The sequence below is a fragment of the Paenibacillus sp. Soil724D2 genome (genome assembly GCF_001427935.1).
Classification (GTDB): domain Bacteria; phylum Bacillota; class Bacilli; order Paenibacillales; family NBRC-103111; genus Paenibacillus_E.
Map to the genome: position 1 here is coordinate 127,872 of NZ_LMRY01000007.1, position 25,140 is coordinate 153,011.

The window sequence follows — 25,140 nt, forward strand, 5'->3', positions numbered from 1 at the left end:
TCTGCTCCCCTCTTTATATTACATCGTGCCGTGAAAAGTACGATGTATCACATCAAGCTGTTGTTCCTTGGTCAGCTTGATGAAGTTCACTGCATAGCCGGAAACACGAATTGTCAATTGTGGATATTGCTCCGGATGCTCCATTGCATCCAGCAGCTTTGCACGGTCAAAAACGTTAATATTTAGATGATGACCGTAATTGGCCATGTAGCCATCGAGCATGGAAACAAGATTCGAGATGCGTGACTCCTCTTCCCTGCCAAGTGCCTTCGGTACGATCGAGAACGTGTTGGATATGCCATCGAGGCAATGCTCATAGGGAAGCTTAGCAACAGATGCCAATGAGGCCAATGCACCTTTCCGATCACGTCCATGCATGGGATTCGCTCCTGGTGCGAAGGGCTCTCCGGCTTTACGCCCATCCGGAGTACTTCCTGTCTTTTTCCCATAAACGACATTAGATGTAATGGTCAAAACGGACATCGTTGGCACTGCTCCGCGATACGTCTTATGCTTCCTGATTTTATTCATAAACGTTTCGGTCAATTGAACGGCAATGGCATCTACGCGCTCATCATTATTGCCATACTGCGGGTACTCGCCTTCAATTTCAAAGTCGACTGCAATGCCATTTTCATTGCGGACCGGGCGTACCTTTGCATACTTAATCGCACTGAGCGAATCAGCAACAACAGATAATCCAGCGATACCTGTTGCCATGGTACGTACAATTTCACGGTCGTGCAGAGCCATTTCTATCCGCTCATAGCAGTATTTGTCGTGCATATAGTGAATAACGTTAAGGGTGTTCACATACAGCTTCGCGAGCCACTCCATGATGGAATCGAATTTCTCCACTACTTCTTCATAGTTCAAAATATCAGAAGTCAAGGCAGCTAACCGGGGTCCTACTTGTATCCCAAGCTTCTCATCCACACCGCCATTAATGGCATAAAGCAGAGCCTTGGCCAGATTGGCGCGCGCGCCGAAGAATTGCATCTGCTTGCCGATGCGCATCGCGGAGACACAGCATGCAATACCGTAATCATCCCCATAATAAGGCCGCATCAGGTCATCATTCTCATACTGAATCGAACTGGTCTCAGCCGATACCTTGGCACAGTAAGCTTTGAAGCCATCAGGCAGCCTGGTCGACCACAGCACGGTCAGGTTCGGCTCAGGAGCAGGCCCTAGATTGTATAAGGTATGCAGAAAGCGGAAGGAATTTTTCGTCACTCGCGCTCTGCCGTCAAGTCCCATACCGCCTATTGATTCTGTTACCCAAGTAGGGTCTCCACTGAAAAGCTCATTATAGTCGGGGGTACGTAAAAATTTGACGATGCGAAGCTTCATAACAAAATGGTCAACAAGCTCCTGCGCCTCTACTTCCGTCAATGTTCCATCCGATAGATCTCTTTCGAAATAGATATCAAGAAAGCTCGATACGCGTCCAAGGCTCATCGCCGCTCCGTTCTGCTCCTTGATGGCTGCCAAATAAGCAAAGTATAACCATTGAACCGCTTCAGTAGCATTTACTGCCGGCTTCGCAATATCGTATCCGTAATTTTTGGCCATCTGTTTTAATTCACCCAAACTGCGAATTTGCTCGGAAAGCTCTTCACGCAGCCGGATGACATCTTCTGTGATCGAGTCCACTTCCAGCTGCAGAAGATCTTTCTTTTTCTCCGCGATCAGACGGTCTACACCATATAGAGCGACACGTCGGTAATCGCCAATAATGCGACCGCGTCCGTAGGCATCCGGCAGACCCGTAATGATTGCTGCCTTACGTGCTGTTTTCATCTCAGAGGTGTACGCATCGAACACACCTTGGTTATGCGTTTTGCGAATATCTGTAAACACTTGTATAATTTCTTCCGGCAGCTTAAAGCCATATGCTTCACAAGCATCGATAACCATGCGTATACCGCCGAAAGGTTGTACAGATCGCTTCAGTGGAGCATCGGTTTGCAAACCGACAATTTTCTCCTTGCTCTGTGCGATATAGCCAGGTGCATGCGATGTAATTGTGGACACCGTCTGGACATCGATATCCAATACACCACCATTTTCTCTCTCCTTGCGCGTTAGCATACTGATTAGGAGCCACAGCTCATCTGTAGCTTCTGTAGGACCTGCCAAGAAGGAATGATCTCCTTCGTAAACCGTTATATTTTTATCGATAAAATCTTTCACATCAATGGCCGTTTCCCATTTCCCTTTAACAAACCCATCCCAACAACGACCTGTTTTTAATTCATCTTCTCGTATTGCCATGATGGTTCCTCCTTCAATTTCCCGATTAAAACTTTCCGTAAAAAGCATTGCGATAAACGTCAGCGAGCTCAGTCACAAGCGGCATCCGAGGATTCGCTGTTGTACATTGATCTTCAAACGCCCGATCCGCCAAGTAATCTACACGCGTCTCGAATTGTTCCGCATTGAACCCCAAATCCTGGAATTTCTCAGGAATACCCAGGATTTTATTCAGCTTACGGATAGCCTCGATAAGACTGTTTACTCCTTCTTCCGTTGTCTTTGCTGGTAGCCCTAGCATACGCGCAATTTCCGCATAGCGTTGATCGGCTATGAAGTGATCGTATTTCGGGAACGAAGTGAATTTCGTCGGTTTTTGGGCATTATAGCGAATCACATGCGGCATCAAAATCGCGTTTGTGCGTCCATGTGCGGTGTGGTATTCTCCGCCCCATTTATGCGCCAAGCTGTGATTAATGCCTAGGAAGGCATTTGCAAAGGCCATACCTGCGATTGTTGAAGCATTATGCATTTTCTCACGTGCAATAGGATCTGCTGTGGCAAACGATTTCTCTAGATTTTGGAATACCAACTGGATGGCTTTCATCGCTAAACCATCGGAATAATCATTCGCCATTACGGACACATACGCTTCAATGGCATGAGTTAGGACGTCCATTCCCGTATCGGCTACGGCAGTCTTCGGCAAGCTGTACACATAATCAGGATCAATGATGGCAACGTCAGGTGTAAGCTCATAATCAGCCAGTGGATACTTGGTATTGCCCTTCTCCTTATCTGTAATCACGGCAAAAGACGTCACTTCCGAGCCAGTCCCAGATGTCGTAGGAATCGCGACGAATTTCGCTTTGCGCCCTAGACGCGGATATTTGTAAACCCGTTTACGGATATCCATGAATTTTTGCTTTAAGGCATCAAAGCTAGTATCTGGGTATTCGTAGAACAACCACATGGCTTTAGCCGCATCCATCGGTGACCCGCCGCCTAACGCAATAATGCAATCCGGCTGGAAGCTTGCCATCTGTGCCCGGCCGCGTTCCACCGTTTCAACAGATGGATCAGGCTCCACATCCGAGAACACTTCGATATAGACAGGCAGCTTTCGTTTGCGGAGATAATATTCCACACGTTCTACGTAACCAAGCTTTACCATCATCGGATCCGTAACAATCATTACCCGTGTAATGTCAGGCATTTTTTCTAAATACTGTGTAGCTCCTTTTTCAAAATAAACCTTTGGCGGTATTTTGAACCACTGCATATTAACGGTGCGGTAAGCAACGCGCTTCACATTGATCAGATTCACGGCGCTTACGTTAGAAGTTGTGGAGTTATGACCGTATGAACCGCAGCCTAGTGTCAAGGAAGGCAAGTTTGTATTATATATGTCTCCGATAGCACCGTGAGTGGAAGGTGAATTGACAATGATACGTCCTGTTTGAAGCTTATTAGAGAACGCCTGGATGACCTCTGCATTCTGGGAATGAATGACGGAGGAATGTCCCATACCGCCGAATTTGACTACTTCCACAGCCCGATCAATGCCTTGCTCAGCATTCTTCACTTTGTAACAAGCGAGTACAGGGCTAAGTTTTTCAGCTGATAGTGGAAATGCCTCACCAACGCCGGCTAATTCCGCGACTAGTATTTTCGTAGCCGCAGGAACCTTAATTCCAGCCATCTCAGCGATTTTCGGAGCAGGTTGACCTACAATTACCGCATTAACCGCACACTTCTCAGCGTTAATCACTAATTTGGAAACAGCCTCCGTTTCTTCTTTATTTAAGAAGTAACAACCCTGTTCAGTCATCAACTTTCTTGTATCCGCGTAAACCGATTCTTCAATAATAACTGCTTGTTCAGAGGCGCAAATCATCCCATTGTCAAACGTCTTCGATAAGATCAAGTCGTTCACAGCTTGCTGCAAATTCGCCGTTTTCTCAATGAAACAAGGCACATTGCCCGGTCCAACACCCAAGGCTGGCTTTCCAGTACTGTAAGCTGCCTTCACCATCGATGAGCCTCCCGTTGCAAGAACTAGCGCTACGTCCGGATGATTCATCAACAGTTGGGTAGCTTCCACAGAGGGATGCTTTACCCATTGAATGCAATGCTCCGGTGCGCCCGCTTTAACAGCTGCCTCCAGTAATGTCGCTGCAGCCGCGCTGCTGGATTGCTGTGCAGATGGATGGAAGGCGAATATGATTGGGTTGCGGGTTTTTGCCGCGATTAATGACTTGAACATCGTCGTCGAAGTCGGATTGGTGACAGGCGTCACACCAGCGATAATGCCCACGGGCTCAGCCACCATTCGGTAGTTCTCATACGAGTTTTCCTCAATCACACCAACCGTCTTGTTATTTTTAATGCTGTGGTAGATATATTCCGTAGCAAATAAATTCTTGGTGATTTTATCTTCGTACACACCCCGACCGGTTTCTTCCACAGCAAGCTTAGCGAGAACCATGTGCCTATCGATGCCGGCTAATGCCATTTGCTGTATAATTTGGTCAACCTGCATTTGATCCAACTTCAGAAATTGCTGTTGAGCTACCTTCGCTCTGGCTACCAACTCGTTAACTTCGTCTTGAGCAGAAATCTGTTCAATCATCTTCGCTTCTTTTGTTGTCATGGTTCATTCACTCCTTTATTTTCAATCCATGTGAAGCCGTTATCTTGTTGTTCTACCTTTAGAGTAAACTTAATTAAGACCCCTAACTATGACAAAAATCACAAGATGAGGGGTTAGAATGATTAATTCCTTGAACAATTTGTGAATATTTTCACATGCTAATTTGCAAGTAAGGCGACAGTTTGTTACAGCGTGCGCCCCCATTCGTTTTTCATAAAAAAACAGAGTTTCTTTTTCATGCATAAAAAAGAAGGATCACTCCTCCTTTTTACCGCTTCACCTAATAAATAATGTATTCCAATGAACTTAGTCTGAATTTATGGTATTCTAAGCTTATCACCGCTGGAGCCAAGGTTCCTTCGATGAAATGATGTTTTAAAGGAGATCAACGTATGACAAATCAGAATAGCCCTGCTAGCTCCGTTTCGGCACATTCCTTATTCGAGCCTTTCCGTGCGGAACATTTGGCATTGGCCAACCGAATCGTTATGGCCCCCATGACACGTGGATTCTCGCCTGGGGGGGTTCCGGGACAAAACGTTGCGGATTATTATCGCCGTCGGGCCGAGCACGGTGTCGGACTCATTGTGACAGAAGGAACGCTCATCAACCATCCGGTTGCTGGCGCAAGCACGAACTGGCCGAATTTCCACGGCGAAGCTGCCTTGCAAGGTTGGGCAAGAGTAGCAGCCGGCGTACACGAGGCAGGAGGTAAAATCATTCCGCAGCTATGGCATGTAGGGATGGCACGCAATGTTGGAAGCGAACCGAATCCTGAGGTGCTTCCCGTAGGTCCGTCCGGACTCGATTTGACGGGAGAGAAGGTATCTGAACCGCTAACCATAGAAGAAATTGGCGAGCTTGTCGCTGCATACGCGCAAGCTGCTGCCGACGCTAAACGAATCGGATTTGACGGTATCGAGCTGCATGGCGCACACGGTTACTTAATTGACCAATTCTTCTGGGAGAAAACGAATCAGCGTACTGACCACTATGGTGGAAGCTTGGTTGCCCGCACCCGATTCGCTGTTGAAGTCATCGAGGCTTGCCGACGTGCAGTCGGCCCCGAATTTCCTATCGTGTTCAGATTCTCCCAATGGAAGAGTTCTGATTATGAAGCCAAGTTAGCGAACACACCGGAGGAACTTGCGCAATTCTTGGCTCCATTGGTTAATGCCGGTGTCGATCTGTTCCATTGCTCTTCCCGACGATTCTGGGAACCTGAATTTGAAGGCTCCTCTCTGAACCTTGCCGGCTGGACTAAGAAGCTAACAGGCAAACCGACCATCACCGTCGGCTCCGTCGGATTGGATGTTGAATTCACAAAGCTATTCCATGAAGGCGCAGGAGCGAATGCTGTGCATCTTGGGAATCTGTTGGAGCGATTGGAACAAGGCGAATTTGACTTGGTCGCTGTCGGCCGCGCTTTGCTGCATGATCCCGAATGGGCCAACAAGATTCGCGATGGCCGCATGAATGAACTTCTGCCCTTCACTCCTGAATCAACCAGAACACTCTATTAATTACGGGTGTCCTAGAATGACTCCTATTCATGGGAGTCATTTTTTTATGTCCAGCCATGTGGTTAAAAATAAACTCAGCCCTAACATATATAGATTGCGTTTCCAGTTTCCAGATTATTGTCAACTCCCATCAGCGCTAGGCGCGTCGTTCGATTAAGCGCCTCAGAGGAAGGAGTTTATCATTTTTTGTCGAATTTTATAGGTACTATTAACTACTTCAGGAGAACATATGAAAAAGCAATTTAATAGCCCTAATATAGACCTTAAACCAAGTAATACTGCTGAAGCTTTCATTGCCTTACAGAATGAAAATGATTACCTCAAAAAAACCATTCTCGATATAGAGCAGGGTATTGAAGGTGATGGCGCAGAAAGCTTTTTTATTCACTTGGTACAATATTTAGCTCGCGTTTTAAAATGCTCTTATGCTTTCATTGCTGAAGTTGATCATCACTGTGCAAAAACAATCGCCATGTACAAGCAAGGAGCAATGATAGAGCAATTTGAATATAATCTGGAACATACCCCTTGTGAAAATGTTGTAAATGAAAAGCGTCTGTGCTGCTATCAAGATTGTGTGCAGCATATATTTCCTTTGGACTCAGATTTGACCAAATTTGATATTCAAAGCTATCTGGGGATTCCTCTTTTACATGTCAATGGTACTGTAATTGGCATCCTTGTTGTGATGAATGATCAACCTCTTCATGACCGGTCTCTTGCAGAAACGATTATGAAAATTTTCTCGTTTAGGGCATCTGCTGAGCTAATACGATTGTTGGAAGAGAAAAAATTAAAAATAAGCGAGCAGAATTTACTAACATTAATACATACTATGCCTGACATTGTTGTTTTTAAAGATGGAAAAGGTAGATGGATCGAAGCGAACAATACGGTTCTTCGACTATTTGAGTTAGATCAAGATACCTACAAAGGTAAAACGAACAGCGATTTCCAAAAAACCAATGAATTTTACAGAGAAATGTTCATTACATGTGAAGAAACGGATCAAGAAGCTTGGCAGGCACGAAAAGCAATCATTTTCGAGGAAGAAATTAAACGTTCCAATGGTGCAAGTATGATGGTTGAATATACCAAAGTGCCCCTTTTTGATCATAGCGGAAACCGAGAATGGCTCATTGTTATTGGCCGCGACATTACGGATCGGAAGTTAGTACAAGATAACTTATTAGGTCAAAATGATATATTGGAAATGATAGCAAAAGGAAAACTCATTGCTGATATTTTGCATCGAATTATTGAATTAGTCGAACAACAAAGCGGCGCTATTTGTTCGATTCTTTTATTGGAAAACGAACGGTTGAAACATTATGCAGCACCAAACCTGCCAGAATCCTATATTCATGCGATAGATGGAGTGGAAATAGGACCCGCCGTAGGTTCATGCGGCACAGCCGCTTTCTACAATACCAAAATCATAGTTTCTGATATTGGGAATGATCCTCTATGGGATGATTTTCGCGAGATTGCATTCGTTCACGGGCTTAGAGCTTGTTGGTCTGTACCGATAACGGATAAAAAAAATCAGGTACTTGGAACATTTGCCATGTATTATAAAACTCCGCATTCTCCCCAAACCTATGAGCTTAAATTGATTGAACGGGCGGCATATCTTGTAAGTTTGGTGATTGAACGGGATAAAGCGGAAGCAACCATCCGTCACATGGCTTTTCATGATTCTTTAACAGAACTTCCGAATCGAAAATCGTTCCAACATATGCTCGAAAAAGTCATTGTTGAAGCCAAACAAAACGATCAAATCGTTTCCGTGCTTTATCTTGATTTAGACCATTTCAAAATGATCAACGATTCCATGGGGCACTCCTCAGGAGATGTTCTACTGCAGAATGTTTCTGATCGTTTGAAAAACATGATTATGAATAAAGGCGTTGTCTCACGTCAAGGCGGAGACGAATTCACTATCATGTTACCCAACACATCCAAAGAGGAAACTGAAGTTATTGCTAAATCAATTATGGTTGCATTGACCATCCCCTTTCGTATTCAAGATCAAGATTTATATATCTCGACTAGTATCGGGATCAGCATGTTTCCTTTTGATGGGAGCACTTTTGAAACATTGATCAAACAGGCAGATATCGCGATGTATCAGGCGAAGAACCAGGGGGAAAATTTATACCAGTTTTATGTAAAAGAGAATGAGTATCCCGCCTCTGAACATGTAGAACTCTACAGAAATCTAAGAAAAGCATTAGACAACAATGAATTTGCACTTGTTTATCAACCGCAATATGATATAGCAACGAAAGAATTCATTGGTGTAGAAGCATTAATTCGGTGGAATCATCCAGAGAAGGGAATCGTCTCTCCCTTGCAATTTATTCCATTTGCCGAAGAAGTTGGACTTATTGTTCCAATCGGGAAATGGGTCTTGCATGAAGCCTGCAAACAGTGGCGGTTATGGATGGATCATAACCATTTTGGACGTACATTTAAAATGTCCGTCAATCTATCCTCGAGGCAGATGTACGAACCGGACTTAATTGAATTGATTACCAAGATTTTGAATGAAACAGGCATGGATCCCCATTTCTTAGAAATTGAAGTTACGGAAAGCATTACTATGAATCTTGACCGTGCAACGATGCTGCTTTCCAAACTGAAAGGCATTGGCGTAAGTATTTCCATTGATGATTTTGGCACGGGGTTTAGTTCATTGGCGTATTTGAAGAACTTCCCAATCGACCGCATTAAAATAGATCGAACATTTATTAAAGACTTGTCGAATGATATAAGCGATCAAAACATAGTGAAGACCATCATCGCCTTGGGTATCAATTTAAATCTAAAGGTAATCGCTGAAGGCGTCGAGTCTGAGGATCAGCTTAATCTTTTAATGAACTATGGTTGTCATGAAGCGCAGGGATATTTTCTGGGTCTTCCGATGTCTGCGGATAGCATTGCTAAGATTATTTATTCGGAGTAGTTAAAATATTTTCGAACCACTGAAACAAATCAGAAAGCTCATCCGTTAAGAGGATATAGATGAAAATAATGGAAATCCTCAAAACACATGAAAAGGATGAAGAAGATGAAGAAAAAAGCTTTGGCCGCCGGCCTCCTGCTATCCGCTACGATCTTAACGTCCGCCTTTGTTCCCGTTACCACTAACGCCAATCAGGCACCAGTTGTCCGGTTTGAGGGCCAGCCGATCACGTTCTCACTGCAGCCTAAATTAATAGACGGTATTCTAATGGCGTCTGTTCGAGATCTTGCAAAGGCTTTAAGCATGGAAGTGACATGGAATGAAGCCGAGCGGCTTGCCGTTGTTACTGGGAACGGGTACGAGCTTAAGCTGTCATTGAATTCGGATTTTGCCTACGTGAACGGTAAAGCAAACACCATTTACGGCAGCACGCAAATGGTAAATGGATCTATGTACGTTCCGCTGCGCTTCTTTATGGAAAGCGCAAATCATGTTGTTCGCTGGGATTCCGCTACCAATTCAGTGAACATCACGAAGCAGGCGGACAGCTTGCCTGTAGTCGGTACCTATGACCACTTGGTCACACTTTTGACGCAGAATGAAAGCAGTGGGTCCGCCAGAGTTAGTTTACTAACCAAACAAGCTAAATCTGAAACCACCTCCGGTATCGCTTCGGCTCCAGCTAGTGCCGGTGCTGCTGCTGCAGTCCAAGATTCGGCCAGGGCAGCGGCACCCGACTACTCCAGCACGAATGTGCAAGTGCAAGGCGTGGATGAATCCGATGTCGTCAAGACAGATGGAACGTACATCTATACGGTAAACAAGCAGCGTATCGTAGTCACTCAGGCTTATCCCGCCGACCAGATGAAAATACTGAGCATTCTTGATTTCCCGGGAAATCAAGACACTCAGTTCCAGCCAAGTGAAATCTACGTGGATGACAAGCATCTGATCGTGCTTGGTAATTCTTATCAGAACTATAAACGAATCCCTTATGATGGTGCAGAAGGCGCCACTGAGATGAAAATGATCCTGCCGATGAGGTCACAGGGAACCGCGAAGGTCATGGTTTACGACCTCACCGATCGGAGCAGCCTGAAGCTTGTGAAGGAAGCTGAACTTGAAGGAAACTACGTTTCTTCCCGCAAAATCGGATCGTCGCTCTATTTTATCTCCAATAAGTACGTGAATTACTACCAGTACCGAGAAATGGCGGATAAAGAAAAAGCGAAAACTGCCCTTACTCCTGCTTATCGGGATTCAGCGGCGGGCGATTCCTTTACCTCTATTCCGCTCAATCAGGTCTATTACTTGCCAAAAGCCTTGGAGCCTAACTACGTGCTCATCGGAGGCATCAATCTGAATGAACTGAAGCAGACGATGAATGTCACTTCTTACCTCGGCTCCGGTCAGAACGTGTACGCATCTGAAGAGAACTTGTATATGGCCGTGACGAATGATGAACAGATGCGAATCCAGCCATTGAGGATACCCGCTGGTGCTCCTGCACAAGGCATACGAATCGGTGAGCCTAACGAAGCCAGCCAGCCGTATGAACTTCCTAAGCAAGAAACGATCATTTATCAATTCGGGCTGAACGCAGGAAAAGCAGAGTACAAGAATACAGGCAAGGTGCCCGGACGCTTACTCAACCAATTTTCCATGGATGAGTATAACGGCCATTTCCGGCTTGCTACAACTACAGGCGAAATGGGTCGGACGGATGATGGGATCTCGAAGAATCATATTTTCATACTTGACGGGAACCTGAAAGAGAAAGGCAAGATCGAAAACATCGCTCCAGGAGAGCGGATTTACTCCACCCGTTTCATGGGAGACCGTGCTTACATGGTTACTTTTAAAAACACCGACCCGCTATTCGTCATGGATTTAAAGGATCCCGCTAAACCGCAATTGTTAGGTGCGTTGAAGATTCCTGGCTACAGCGATTATCTGCATCCATATGACGAAAACCACATTATTGGCTTCGGGAAAGATACGATCGAGGTGGACATCAAAAATCCGAATGGCCCGCAGTCTATTGCCTATTACCAAGGCATGAAAATGGCGCTGTTCGATGTAACTGATGTGAATAATCCGAAGGAAAAATTTAAGGAGTTGATCGGTGACCGCGGTACGGATTCCGAGCTACTGCACAATCACCGTGCATTGCTCTTTAACAAGGAAAAAAATCTACTTTCCTTCCCCGTTAACGTGATGAAAATCGATCCGAATCAGACGACAAACGATCCGAGGATGCCTGCTAGCGCATACGGCAAGTTTGCTTTCCAAGGTGCGTACGTCTACAACCTTGATTTGGAAAAAGGCTTCCAGTTCCGCGGCGGCATAACCCATCTTACTCAGGAAGATCTGCAAAAAGCCGGACAATACGTTCATGCCGGCGACAAACAGGTACAGCGCGTTCTTTATATCGGCGACACGCTGTACACCGTCTCGAACGGATTAATCAAAGCGAACGACCTCAGCACGCTGCAGGAAAAGAACTCGGTGGTAATTCCGTAGTCTTTTTCACTACTAATAAAGCAAGCCCCGATTCCTACAAGGATCGGGGCTTGTTCGTTCTCTAGATTGATTTATTTCCCGCCCGCAACGGTGTCTACAGTGATCGGTTGCCGGACGTCCATTGATTTTCGTTTGGCAATGAACAACGTCAAGATCCCGCTCGATATTGTAAGAATGGCGAGCGTAAGTAAAAATGTGGAGATCCCGAACCAATCGAGACAAGCGCCGGTCGCAAGCAGCGAAATCTGGAACATGACGCGGTCAAGCATGCCTCGAAATGAGAAAAAGCGGCCTTGTGCTTCTTTGGGCACTTTGATTTGGAATAGTGTGGATACCATCGGAAAGAAAAAAGCGACTGCGCAACCGAACATTACGAAAGAGCCGAGAACTGCATAGCTGCTCTCGCTGAAGGACATCCCTGCAAAAGCAAGCGCAAATAGTAACATAAACAACGTTGAGCTGGTTACCAGATTCCGCATGCCGATCACACGCTTTGCGAATATGCCAGCAATTAAGATGCTGGTGCCTTCTAAAGAATAGATCCAGCCCATCAGTTCCGGTTTGTGCTGAATTTGACTAAACTTCAGTACAAGCAAATTAAAACCGCCCAGAAACAAAGTAATAACCCCGCTATTGATAAGTCCGATGAATATTGACGGTTCTGCCCGAATGAGCGGAAACAACTCCGTAAAGCGGATTTTCTCCTGTTTTCTTGCAGCCGCGGAATCCGCAGTATTGGGAATCCTCAATTGTGTAATAAGCATCACTAGGATGACATAAAAAACAAGCGACAACGCGTAGACCGTATACAAATTCATCATGGAAACCAATATACCTGCTGCTGCAGTGCCTCCTATTCTCGCCATTGTAATCACGTTAAAGTTTAAGCTGTTCGCTTTAAGCAGCTCTGAGGCCGGAACAACGGAAGGCAGTGCTGCTTGTACGGTAGGCATATAAACAGTAGCCGCTACTTGCATGATGACGACGGACAAGAGCATGATGGCGACGGATTGGTAGTGTATAGCCGCAAACATGACAATCGGAGCCAGACAGCGGACAAGCCCTGATATAAGCAATATTTTTTTCTTATCATAGCGGTCTGCCCACACCCCGGCTTGCGGCGAAATGAGTACACCGAGAAATAAACCGCACATCAAGATCAAGCTCTTGCCTAAATCAGACGGGACGTGGCTTTGCATAAATTGCAAATTAGCAATGATACTTGTCCAAATACCTGCGCCTTGAATGGCTTCTCCGATCATCATGAAAACAAATGTCCGATTCCGAAGTAACGAATGATTCATACCTAATCTCCAATCTATGATGATACTCAGAATCTTCCAATTATAGCACGTATGTTCGATAGGTGTCTATTAGAAACACGAAGCCAATCTCCTGACAAAGTACGAGCGATGGCGATATACTGTTGCTGCCTACACACCAACACAAAAAGCAAGCCTTATCCGCGAGTGACCACGGATTTAAGCTTGCTTTCCCATTGCAGGATCAACAACGGTGTCCCGCCTTATAAATATTCCAACCGTTTACCGCTTCAAATACCGATTGTAGGATCCGCCAAGAACGCCAAAACCAGGTGAAAAATCTAACAACTTCGTTAGGTTACCGGGACCCCAGTTACCGGTAAAAAGCAGTCATCCGGCTTGCCGTTTCCATACGGATCTTTTTCTTTGAAAACTTTAAGTACGGTATACCACTCATTTATTATCGTAGGTGTTTTCAGATTCAGCTTAACATCATTATTTGCCGGATGATTAAGGAGAAACTAAAACGGCAGCTGTTTGGGTCGTTGTGTTTCCTGCTAAGTCAGCAGCCGTATAGGTGATGGTGTATGTACGCCCATTCCCTTTACCTGAACGCTCTGCACGAAGCATAAATTCTGTGTCCAATGTGCCGATTTCTGCTCCTAGAATGTCATCTGACGTATCTCCGTCACCTAACCCATTATCAGGCTCGTTGCTTGTAATGGATGTAAGAACGATGGATGCGTTGCCAGAAAGGCTATCATTTGCTCTAATCGTTGCCTTTACGGTAATCATTTTGTGATTTGGCGGCCACAAAGCAGTTTGATCCAGAACCAGATTGACTGTAGGTGCCGTTTTGTCAATTTTCACAATTACCGTATGTGGAGATTCAGCGTTACCTATTTTATCAACGCTCCAGTAAGTGAGAGTATGCGTACCCTCTTCTGTGATGATAATGGAAGTACCTTGCTGCACAGCACCACCATTCAACGTGTAGTAGGTGCCGCCTACGCCTGATCCGCTGTCACTGACTTTGAGAGTTACTGTGACGTCTTTATTCACCCAGCCTACAGGAGCGTCATCGGTAGTTGTTGGTGGTACGGCAGGTACGGGCTCGTTAACTATCGTAAGATGCGGCGCAGCCGGTTCCTCCATACCAGCACCAAGGTAGAAGCTTGTATGAGGCGGTTGGTTGTAACCGGTATTTTGCCAAGCGACTCCTAAGCGGTATATCGGATCATGCATTAGCGTACGCAGCTTTGTATTGGTCATAGTGCTCGTCGTATAAATGCGCAGCTCTGAGCTATCTGTATTTCTCCACACGATTTCTTCTCGCCAATCGCCAAAAAGGTCGGCTTGCAGGTTCGGCGTTGATTTCGTGCTGTTGTTTGACAACGCCCCTTCAGCTGTAAATAACCGGTTCGTCGTATGGTTCACATAGTCCCATTTATCAACGTGGTTGGCGTCTAGAAGCTCGCGGTTCAGGTCGCCGTCCCACCAGATGCCGAAGTTCGTTGAACTTGGAATGGTCGTGCTGATCAATTCGCCTTTCGCGCTGTAAAGACCGGAGATCGGAATATGCTGCGCATTCGTTATTGTTGCAGACCATACCTCTTCGCCCAAATAGTTCGGATCGATGTCCGCCGACATGCCGCGTCCGGTATCTATCCCCGTCCACACACCCCAGAGAATTTCGCCCGTTTTCGCATCCCGGAAGTCCATACCATAAGGAGAATCTAAATGCTCATGCACATTGAAGAATTCTAGCCCTGGTCTGGAAGGGTCCAGGTCGCCCAGATGCTGCGCGTCCCCGTGACCGAGTCCGGTGTTGTATAGCGGCGTACCATCATCATCGATGGCCATGGCACCGAATGTGATCTCGTCCTTGCCGTCGCCATCTACGTCGCCGATGGACAAGTTATGATCTCCTTGTGCGGTATAGGCAGCTCCAAGTCCTTCATCGTTTGTATCGAAACGCCACTTTTTCGTCAATGCGCCATTTTTGAAATCGTAGGCAACAATCACCGTTCTTGTATAATAGCCACGGCTGAAAATCAAGCTCGGATGCTCACCGTCGAGGTAAGCGACTGCTGCCAGGAAACGGTCCACCCGGTTGCCATAAGTGTCGCCCCAATCCGAAACGACTCCACGAGGCGGATCGTAATCCGTCGTTGCGATTGCTTTTCCAGTTAAGCCATTAAAGACGGTTAAATATTCAGGTCCTTCCAGCACATAACCACTGCTGTTCCGGTGATCGGCCGTTGCGTCACCAATAGCCATACCTGTTCCGTCTATCGTGCCATCGGCTGTTTTGAACGTGACTTCCGCTTTGCCGTCGCCATCCAGATCATAGACCTGGAACTGCGTGTAGTGCGCTCCAGCACGAATGTTCGGTCCAAGGTCGATACGCCACAGGCGAGTACCGTCCAACTTGTAGGCATCAACATAGACGTTGCCGGTATATCCTGCCTGAGAGTTATCTTTGGAGTTGGACGGATCCCACTTCACGATCAACTCGTACGTGCCGTCGCCATCCACATCGCCAACACTAGTGTCGTTCGCACTGTAGGTATAGGCTTCTCCGGATTTCGTTATGCCGCCCTCCGGCTTCTGGAGCGGTATGGCCAAATAATTGTTTTGCCATACAAATGCTTCTTTCGAAGCCACTTTCTCACTATCTCCGATAACGGTTTTCAGAAGATATACAGACGTTTCTGTTCCCGCTTCATCCAGCAGATTTGTTGCGCCTGTGATCGGTTCTGCATTTACTTTGACACCGCTGCGGTACAGATTGAATGCGATGTTAGATGGGTCTGTGCCAAGCATTTTCCAGCCTACATAGACACCATTAACTTGTTTGACCGCTACAAGCGCGCGATCGAGATATTCAGCCTGCCGATTCAGTACAGTTACGACTGGCGTTGCCAGTGTTTCAGACTGCCCGGATACTCCGCCTGCGCTTACGGCTGAAACCTTGTAGTAATAAGGAATCGTCGTAAGCACTGTCGTATCTGTATAGCTGGATTGACGGGCTTTGCCAATCAATTCGTAAGTGCCATTGTTAGACTCAGCACGGTAAATGTTATACGTTTTGGCTCCAGTAACAGAATCCCAGCTAAAGGTGAGATCATTTTTATTTACGCTCACCGCTTGAAGATTAACAGGTATTGCAGGAATAGGAACATTGGGATTAATCATGGATACGGTGAGTGATGTGGATGGACCGGTTTCCGTTGAGGCCAGGTCCACTGTCGTCACTTGGTAATCGTACTCCATCCCTACATCAACAGTGTTATCAACATAAGTGCTCGTCGTTGTGCTGCCCAACATTTGGAACTTCGACGTACCGCTTACTTTGCGGTAAACATGATATTTCGCGACGTCCTCTACCCCTGTCCACGACAGGGAAACGGAAGGACTTTCCGGATCTGTATTCTTCGCATCGATTTTCAGAGCTGTAGGGGCCATTAAAATCGGTGTAATCTCCAAACCATTTACGATTGCGGTTGCACCGCCGAACTTGAAGTTCATTTGTCCATCACTAACGGAAGTCTGTGCAATTATCTTTTCAACGACGGATTTGTTGCCCGCTGTAACTGTCCCAAAGTCTGTACCTTCGATGGCAACGGTCGTTCTTGCACTTCCCAGATAATCGCCAACGTAAAGCTTCACGGAATAAAGACCATTCGGTAGATCCACCATAAACTCCCAGCCAACATTGAAATAGCCAAGCCAATCACGGAGCAGGTCCGTACCGGTAGCACGATCCCGGCCAATCATGCCTGTTGGGTCCTTGATGCCGTAGCCTTTTGCTGCTGTGTATGTGCTGGAAAGATTGATGCCAGTATAACCATCTTGAATTGGAGAGGCAGCCAAACCGAAGTCGAACTTAATCGTCGCATGCTTGGTTTGGATGACGATGACTTCTGACTGCTCGGACTCACCTTTACCGTTTACTGCTGTAACAACTACGTCATAGGTTAGCCCTTCCGTCATACCTTGAATCGTAGTCGTCGGAACTGTCGACGTACCAACTAAGACGTAAGTGGTGTCAGATGATAACTTTCTATAAATCTTATAAATATCCGCACCTTCTACTGCATTCCATGTCAATACAGCTCCTGCATTGCTCACACTGCTTGCCACTATGCCGACTGGCTTCGATGGAACTGCAGCAGGCGGAGCAACATCCGTGACATAGGAGGAAAGTGGAATATTCAGGTCTTTAATCCCGCCTGACAGAAGACGCGCGATTTGAATTGCGCCATATTCCTGGAAGTGCGTATCGTCTGCATTACCGCTCGGGAAGGCAGTGTAGGTTCCAGCGGGTACATGGAGGAAGACAGCAAGCGTACCAATTGGGCCGATAGTGTCATAGTACGCCCGACTTAATGCGCTGAGATCCGCGAGTTTGACATCCATTTCTTGTGCCAGTTCTTTCATCGCAGCTACGTATGTCGGGAAGCTGACATTGAAGATGCCGGTTGACGCGTTAAAGTCCCTGCGACCGACAGGCGTTACCAAAATCGGTATCGCACCACGCTGCCTAGCGCCATTGATATATATCTTCAGATAGTTTTTATAATCCTCGGGAGATGCATACCGTTCAGGAACGGAGATCGTCGCATCATTATGACCGAATTGGATCAAGAAGTAGTCATTCGGCTTGATCGCCCGCAAAATAGTATCCAAACGGCCTTCCGTGAGGAACGTTTTGCTGCTACGACCCCCGATGGACTGATTGCTGAAGGTTATGTCGGAAGTGAAGTAGCGGGAAATCATTTGCCCCCAACCGGCCTGAGGCTTCCAATACGAATCGTAGGTCTGTACCGTAGAATCCCCTGCGATATAAACTGTTGGCATTTCTCCAGCCACTCGATCCGCTAGCTTTGAAATGACAAGCCCATTAATTTTGGGCGCAGAACCCGAGAAGCTGATATTCAACTGACCATCAACCAGGGCGACTTCGAACGTCTGCTCCAAATATTCACCAGCTGCCTTAGGCGTGAGCGCAATTTTGTTTGCCGTCATTCCTTCTACGGAAACAGCTACTTCAGATGCCGCATTGGCATCACCTGCCGTAACCGTAACAGCGTAATCTCCATTTGGCAGATCCACGTTGAAGGAAGTGCCAGCTGGCGATAGGTAATCAGATTTCAGTGGATCCGATGTGCCGCTGTTACCAGAGCTGACGAGCGAAGGATTGGCAAATCCGTATTTCAGCTGGGCTGAGTAGGCCACTGGAGTCGTTATACCGAAATAGCCGTCAGCTATAGCCCCAGGACCGAAATCTAATTTCAACGGCAATCCAGACGGGAGCACATTAGCCGCAACATATACCGTGCTTGCTGCCGCGCTCGAGGCATCAGACACCCCTGCCGCATTCGTTGCTTTTACCTGATAATAGTGAACAGCCGATGTGTCGGCCGTAGAATCGGTGTACGTTGTCGATGTTACCATGCCGAGCTCGGTGTAGATTCCGGTAGCAGAATCCGAACGGAATACCGTATAACCCGTTGCTCCATTCGATGCTGACCATTGCAAGGACACTTTATCCGATGTGACACCGCTTACAATCAAATTGGCAGGAGCAGCCGGAATTGCAACTGTCTGTTTCACTTCCGCCGTTACCGGGCTGCTTGCAGCAGATTCAAGACCACCTGCCCCCAGAGCAGTTACTTGATAAGAATATGTATTTCCTACAGAAACAGCCGTATCAGTGTAAGCATTTACCATCACTTGTTTGATAAAATCATAATTCGTGACGCTATTCGTCGCACGGTACACGTTATAATAGACCGAATCCGTAACACTGCTCCAACCGAGTGATACGGAGGCTGCACCAGGAGTGGAATTAATATTGGTTACAGCGAGTGATTGAGGAGCCGAAGGCGCCGTCGCCGCTGGCACCTGTTCAATGACGAGGCCGTTCAAATAGCCAGCACCTGTGCCGCTGTAGCCTGTAGAGATGCCAACTGTTAATTGACCGTCAGTTACCGTGGTGCTGTAGGTTGCTTGTGCAATAGCTACCTTCGTTGAAATCGTCCCTTTTGTCACCCCTTCGAGGGCAACCGTCGTTTTCGTTGTGGACGTACCTGCGAGCAGATCACCCGAATAAATCGTCACGTAATAATTGCCGTTTGGCACGTCCGCTAAGAACGTGAAGGGCGTTCCCAAAATAAAATCGTTCGTCAAATCCGTGCCGCCTGACCGATTCCTTGAGGCTCCCGCTGGCAGCGCTGTTTCAAGCCCATATCCCCGGTCCTTCGTATAAGTCAACTGATCATGAACTTGATTATAGCCTGCCATGACCGGACTGCTCGCTGAACCGAAATCAAATTTCTTTACAAACACCTCTGCTGCATGGGCTGCAGATTCACCATAAGGCAGAGTTGGGAGCATATTGTAGGAAATCATAAGACCACACAATAGAAATGCTACAATTCGACTTACTTTCATCTTCATCATACTGAGTCCTCGCCTTCTATGTGTTGTTTTTCCTTCTTCAATGATGTCTGTTCACGTTGCGTAACGTCACACCTCCGTCCCATTGGGAATGTTTTCCTCTCCACATCATAGATGGTTTTTTTCTTCTTTCCCATGTAAAAAAACGTTCTCTTTGTTTAAAAAACAGTTATGTTGAATGCGCTTCCAAAATCAAAAAAAAAAGCACATGGCTCCACAAACAAGCCATGTCCTTCTTTTAAACCTTAAGCAAGATTAATCTCTTTGATCAGTTCGAGTGGTATCTTAGGCTTCCGATCCTCTGTAAGCAGTCCGTTGACTTCCTGTTGAACATCGGTTATTTGGGTGTAACAATATCCGCTAATATATTCTGTCTCTTTAATCGCTTGTGTAATGTTCCTAAAGCGCTCGATAAAGGCTTCCTCATTCTCAACCTGATTCCCATAGCCCCAGCCTTTCCCTGTATTAAATGCAATGCCTCCGAATTCAGTGATCATAATCGGTTGGCCGCGATAGGCATATCCTTGGGCCATGGCGTATTTCCCCTTATTGAATGAGAATTCGTTGTTCAGCAGTCCAGCTTTGTCTGTATAACGCTTTAAGAATGCAGAGCCTTTCTCCTCATAATCATGTAATGTCAGGATGTCAGAAACGGTGTGTTCCCAGCCATCATTTACGATAACAGGCCGATGCGGGTCAATTGATTTAGTCAAATGATAGATGCTTTCCGTAAACTTTTGTTGTCTCACGTTGGTGTAAATTTGTGCAATCCCCCATGATTCATTGAAAGGTACCCATGTCACGATACTAGGGTGATTGTACTGCTGGCGGACGATTTCCGTCCATTCCGATGTGAATGTTTCAATCGCCTCATCGTTAAACTCAAAGGTTGCCGCCATTTCGGACCAGACGAGCACGCCTTTCACATCACACCAGTAAAGGAATCGGGCATCCTCAATTTTCATATGCTTCCTTACCCCGTTGTAACCCATAGCCAAGATTGCATCAATGTCCTCAATCAACGCCTCCTCTGATGGCGGAGTCAAGTGACTGTCTGGCCAGTAACCCTGATCAAGAATAAGACGTTGATATATCGGCGTATTGTTAAGAAGTACTTTTCCTTTTTCAATCGAAATTTTTCTCATACCAAAGTAAGAATACACATGATCAATGATGAGATCATCTTCATATAGGATAAATTCCACATCATATAAGTTCGGGTTTTGCGGTGACCATGTTCGAACCTTCCAAGGGCCGTTCACTTCGTGTAATAAATTCATATCCAGTTGGAGCCACGGCCGATCGATAACGAGACTCGTTTGCTTTAGAACTTTATCCTTCAAGCTAATCCGAGTTTCCAAACGGAGTTGTTTCGATTTATTCGATTTGGCAGCTATGTGTGCCTGATAATCAAAGCGAACGGAATAATTATCGAGATCAGGCGTCATCTTAACAGATTTTATATACGATGCTGCTACATACTCTACCCATACACTTTGCCAAATGCCTGTTGTCTGCACATAAAAGCACTCAAAATTATCATCAACCCAACGCTGTTTGCCTCTTGGCTGTGTGCAGCTTTGTGAGTCTTCCGCTTTCAACACGAGGGTATTGGATTCGCCAAACTGAAGATACGGTGTAATGTCAAAAGAAAAAGCTGCATACCCGCCTTGATGTTGTCCGACCAAAACACCATTAACCCATAGCTTAGCTAAATAATCTACGGCCTGAAAATGAAGGATAACCCGGTTCCCTTCTTGCTCCTGCGGGATATCCAACGCACGCTCATACCATACATTCGGGTGAAACTTCTCTTCTCCAATCCCGCTCGCCTTCGTTTCATAAGTGAAAGGAACGGTTATTTTACGATCTCCGTTAAGCTGTTTATACCACTTTTCGATTTCCCCTACATTATTATCGTCAAAACGGAAATCCCATTCCCCGTTCAAATTGAGCCAAGAATCACGAACGAATTGCGGTCTTGGATAATCTTTGATATACATCTTAGTTGTCATATCTACACTCCTCTATCTTCTCTGTATTTACAACTGCGCATTTCACTTCGAAACAGAAACTTTATGAAAAATAATATCGGAATGGTTGGAAAGCAGACCGATTTTGCCATGTGTATAAGCTCTCGGGTCCTGATAATCGAGAACAGGATCCTTTGATCCGTTCCAATATACACGTATACGATTGCCGGTAACCTGAACGTTGATTTGATAGTTCGTATCTTTTTGAATCGTTAGAGGCACAGTTTTCAAAATCTCCTGTTTTCCGTAATTCACTTTTTTAAGTGTTAGTCCATCTTGGTTCACAAACGCATAATAACCTGTGAAGGCATCTTGTACTTGATGCGGATAGTACGATTCATGAACAGATCTGATCAGCAAGCCTGCATCGCTTGTCGGCATCGTGGGGAAATGGAACTCCGCATCCATCCGGTAATCCGTCCAGTCTTCACTTCCCGCGAATGTTTTTATATATTCGTGAGAGCGAGTTTCATAACCGCCATCTACAGGAATCCACATCCCCACCATACCTTTAGGCACATTGTCTATTGGAGAGAACGCTTCATCACCCGGATAGAACGTCATCGTCTTGAACGAAAGCGAACCTTGGACAACTTTGATTTTCAGGTTTGCGTAGCCTTCTTTCAATGCCATACTTCCAATGCGGGTTCGTTCCCAAGCTTGATCCGCTTTGTTCCGCTTTGGTACGATAAACTGCTGCTTTTCTGCTCCAGCAGCTATTTCAATCGTTGTCTCCGCATCCGATGGCAGCATATCCAAATCTATGCCGTAGGTTCCTGCCTGCTTCACCTGTATAGGGTACTGCAGCCAATCTCCGGCCTTCGGCAAAACAGCTGCCATACTGCCATCATCCGCTGCAATTCCTCGATGCTCATTGGCTAAGGAATCTGAATAGCCACGGTTCTTATCTTTCAAATAATGTACCGCTTCGATACTCCCTGGGACAGGCTTGACGGTTTCATAATCACTGCTTCCACCCGCATCATTGCTATAACCCGTGAATAACATAGCAGGAGCGGACTTCGATGCAGAAGCATAGATGTAACCCATTTTACCTCCGGCAATCTGCCTATCTACCTCTAGCTTATGCATATTGTCCCAATAAACCTGAATCTTGCCATTTACACTTATTACCCGAATCGTATGCAGTTTGGTTAGGTCCGTTTCCTTTGGGATTTGAGCTTTTCCCACAAGGACTATCTTACCCTCATTAACCCGCTGTACGATTAGCTCATGACTTTGCGAATCCACGTCCGTAAACATAAAATTTCGCTCATTCTCGTATGCAAATACAACGCCTATATGAGTAGAACTTTCGTCAGTCGACAATGCGTGAAAATTATATTCAGCTGTAAATGCCTGTTCCGTTGTAGAGTCGCTCACGACAATCGTTTTATCACGCAATTGCTCTTGTTTCCAACCAACCGTACTTCCGGGGACCACTTCTTTGGCCGAAAAGTCAGGCATTTTGGCAACAGGACGGGCCATCGCGAAGGTAGGACCGAGTAGAGACATACGATCCCCATTAAACTGCAAACGGTCGATATTAAGCTTGCGTACAGGCGGGCCTGACGTCGATGCGCCTTCCAGATTGTGATACACCAAATAATAGGAATCCAGATCCGGCCCTAGAACAGTAGAACTGTGACCTAGTCCATTAAATTTATCGTCCGTGCTGATCACGAATGGATTGTTTTCCAGCGTCCGATAAGGACCTAAGGGTCCTTGATCTGAAATCGAATATTGAATTCGATAACCTGTGCTGAAGACATGATTACCGGTATAGGTAATTAGGTATTTTCCTTCTCTTTTCCAGATCGATGAGCCCTCTGTCCAGTGCTGCAAATAGGCTTCCGGGATCAGCTTATCGGGGCCAAACGTATAAGGATCTGACATTTCGTTAGCCAAGATGCCTCGACCGGAAGCATGGGTAAAGTACCATTTTCCATCGTCATCAATAAATACAGAGCCATCGATCGACATCCCCAAATTATCCGTTTGGACCGTAAAAGGGCCTGTGGGACTCTGGCTGCGGAGCACATAATGACCGCCGCCTCCCGGTGAGGTGTACATGTAGAAGTAACCGTTCCAGTAGACGACTTCCGGCGCATACGCCCCTTTTGTTATTAGCTCCTCAGTAACGAGTCCTTCCGGTTTCCAATTCACTAAATCTGCAGAACTCCACGCTTTTACCCCAATTTGATCATCCTGAGTACTGCAGTACAAATAGTACTTACCGTTGTAACGGAGAACGAATGGATCGCCAATCCCGTAATCCTCCCACTCTCCAGCTAACTCCATGGGATTACTATAGGCGGGAACTTGACGCCAGCGTTCGAGCTCCATTCTCTTAGGTCCCTCTCCCTGACATGAAGTTAGAAATACACCCAAACAGATCGTCACCATTACGCTCACCAATCTCTTCAATGATTTACACCTTCCGATTTCAAAGCGACCATCGCACCCAATTTAGTACTTATCGTGATCCGGATAAAAAAGCTAATCAATAAAAGAATACCGACATCAAACCAAAGGCATTCCATCGTGCTTAACAGAAGCTGCCCTTGATTATGTTTTAACGTAAAAATCATCATATTGCTCAGAAGTAAATATAGCAGCACATTTTGCCCTAGAACGAGCAAGAAGCCCGTATATCTCAATCTATTTACCAACATTTTTGCAACTAAGAAGTACACATATATTAAGAATGCAGAGCTTAATATCCAAAATATGGACGGTGGAAAACGCTCCGGAAGCCCATGTTTCGCTATCACATAAGTGATGAATAGGCCTGATAAGACGACTGAACCAAAGAAAAATTTCCAGTTCCACCCCAGCTTGTAGCGTGCGGCATACATCCCAATCAAGTAGAAGGGAAAATATTGCACTACGGGAAAAGAAGCAAACTTTCTTGTGCCAATCAATAGCCCTAACTGATTCACGGTCACTTTGTCATAGGGTAGATACGTAGTAACTAGCAGCAAAACGACGACCACCCAAAATTTGAACTTTCGCTCAACTAACCAAGTTAATGGCTTAAATAAGACCAACCCGACCAACATGATAAGTGAAAAAGAAATCAGAAACTCCGACCAACCAGGAATATCTTGAAGAATCAGAATAGGCTTGATTGTGCTCCAAGATAGGGGCTTTCGATCTAAGAACAAGCGATAGTATGTACCTGAAATATAAAAGGCAATTAACGTTTTCAACGCGGTTGAAAGCATTCTTCCGTAAACTGCTTTGAACGGTCTATTGTAATAGGCTAATTGGCCAACGTAACCGAAGCTAAATACGAAACCTGTAAAAGTGACTATATTAACAACATCGATCACTCGTTGTGCTCCCGTAAAGACCATGGGATTGCTGAAAAATTGCAAAATATGACAGTACACCATCCCGATGACCAATAACCCTTTAAAGATGTCGATGCTGTAATCTCTTTCTTTATTCATGG

The 25,140-nt window shown here is 45.8% G+C and carries 10 protein-coding genes; 3 read left to right on the forward strand and 7 right to left on the reverse strand.

Annotated elements, in window-relative coordinates; all coding sequences use genetic code 11:
- Positions 1–18 precede the first annotated feature (18 nt).
- Both pflB and adhE read right to left on the reverse strand, forming a co-directional pair.
- Positions 19–2,277, reverse strand: coding sequence for a formate C-acetyltransferase (gene pflB / locus ASG85_RS09715; RefSeq protein ID WP_060646098.1), 2,259 nt, complete (start codon positions 2,275–2,277; stop codon positions 19–21).
- Positions 2,278–2,302: 25 nt separating this feature from the next.
- Positions 2,303–4,909, reverse strand: a complete 2,607-nt coding sequence (gene adhE / locus ASG85_RS09720) for a bifunctional acetaldehyde-CoA/alcohol dehydrogenase (RefSeq protein ID WP_060646099.1) — start codon at positions 4,907–4,909, stop codon at positions 2,303–2,305.
- 392 nt (positions 4,910–5,301) lie between these two features.
- Between adhE and ASG85_RS09725 the strand changes: the two genes are divergently transcribed.
- The 3 genes from ASG85_RS09725 to ASG85_RS09735 all read left to right on the forward strand — a co-directional run bounded on the left by ASG85_RS09725 (position 5,302) and on the right by ASG85_RS09735 (position 11,923).
- Positions 5,302–6,432, forward strand: a complete 1,131-nt coding sequence (locus ASG85_RS09725) for an NADH:flavin oxidoreductase (RefSeq protein ID WP_057305581.1) — start codon at positions 5,302–5,304, stop codon at positions 6,430–6,432.
- Positions 6,433–6,661: 229 nt separating this feature from the next.
- Positions 6,662–9,400, forward strand: coding sequence for an EAL domain-containing protein (locus ASG85_RS09730; protein ID WP_060646100.1), 2,739 nt, complete (start codon positions 6,662–6,664; stop codon positions 9,398–9,400).
- Positions 9,401–9,505: 105 nt separating this feature from the next.
- Positions 9,506–11,923, forward strand: a complete 2,418-nt coding sequence (locus ASG85_RS09735) for a beta-propeller domain-containing protein (RefSeq protein WP_060646101.1) — start codon at positions 9,506–9,508, stop codon at positions 11,921–11,923.
- A 71-nt stretch (positions 11,924–11,994) separates the two neighbouring features.
- On the opposite strand, the gene ASG85_RS09740 is transcribed toward ASG85_RS09735, so the two are convergent.
- The 5 genes from ASG85_RS09740 to ASG85_RS09760 all read right to left on the reverse strand — a co-directional run bounded on the left by ASG85_RS09740 (position 11,995) and on the right by ASG85_RS09760 (position 25,138).
- On the reverse strand, positions 11,995–13,227 hold the full coding sequence (locus ASG85_RS09740) for an MFS transporter (protein WP_057305584.1): 1,233 nt from the start codon (positions 13,225–13,227) through the stop codon (positions 11,995–11,997).
- A gap of 468 nt (positions 13,228–13,695) precedes the next feature.
- The gene (locus tag ASG85_RS09745; protein WP_060646102.1) at positions 13,696–19,653 is read right to left on the reverse strand and encodes an OmpL47-type beta-barrel domain-containing protein; all 5,958 of its coding nucleotides are present in this window, start codon (positions 19,651–19,653) and stop codon (positions 13,696–13,698) included.
- Positions 19,654–19,895: 242 nt separating this feature from the next.
- Positions 19,896–21,665 carry a glycoside hydrolase family 2 protein gene (locus tag ASG85_RS09750; protein ID WP_060646103.1) on the reverse strand — a complete coding sequence of 590 codons (1,770 nt, stop codon included), beginning with the start codon at positions 21,663–21,665 and terminating at the stop codon, positions 19,896–19,898.
- A gap of 42 nt (positions 21,666–21,707) precedes the next feature.
- Positions 21,708–24,029 (reverse strand): family 43 glycosylhydrolase, encoded by a 2,322-nt coding sequence (locus ASG85_RS09755; protein ID WP_060646104.1) that lies wholly within the window; start codon positions 24,027–24,029, stop codon positions 21,708–21,710.
- Positions 24,030–24,106: 77 nt separating this feature from the next.
- Positions 24,107–25,138, reverse strand: coding sequence for a hypothetical protein (locus ASG85_RS09760; RefSeq protein ID WP_060646105.1), 1,032 nt, complete (start codon positions 25,136–25,138; stop codon positions 24,107–24,109).
- Positions 25,139–25,140: the final 2 nt, after the last annotated feature.

Excerpts from the sequence above, each read along its gene's own strand:
- ASG85_RS09740 (WP_057305584.1), bottom strand. The coding sequence starts at position 13,227 with ATGAATCATTCGTTACTTCGGAATCGGACATTTGTTTTCATGATGATC.
- ASG85_RS09755 (WP_060646104.1), bottom strand. The coding sequence starts at position 24,029 with ATGGAGCTCGAACGCTGGCGTCAAGTTCCCGCCTATAGTAATCCCATG.
- ASG85_RS09730 (WP_060646100.1), top strand. The coding sequence starts at position 6,662 with ATGAAAAAGCAATTTAATAGCCCTAATATAGACCTTAAACCAAGTAAT.
- ASG85_RS09735 (WP_060646101.1), top strand. The coding sequence starts at position 9,506 with ATGAAGAAAAAAGCTTTGGCCGCCGGCCTCCTGCTATCCGCTACGATC.
- ASG85_RS09750 (WP_060646103.1), bottom strand. The coding sequence starts at position 21,665 with ATGACAACTAAGATGTATATCAAAGATTATCCAAGACCGCAATTCGTT.
- ASG85_RS09760 (WP_060646105.1), bottom strand. The coding sequence starts at position 25,138 with ATGAATAAAGAAAGAGATTACAGCATCGACATCTTTAAAGGGTTATTG.
- ASG85_RS09725 (WP_057305581.1), top strand. The coding sequence starts at position 5,302 with ATGACAAATCAGAATAGCCCTGCTAGCTCCGTTTCGGCACATTCCTTA.
- adhE (WP_060646099.1), bottom strand. The coding sequence starts at position 4,909 with ATGACAACAAAAGAAGCGAAGATGATTGAACAGATTTCTGCTCAAGAC.
- ASG85_RS09745 (WP_060646102.1), bottom strand. The coding sequence starts at position 19,653 with ATGATGAAGATGAAAGTAAGTCGAATTGTAGCATTTCTATTGTGTGGT.
- pflB (WP_060646098.1), bottom strand. The coding sequence starts at position 2,277 with ATGGCAATACGAGAAGATGAATTAAAAACAGGTCGTTGTTGGGATGGG.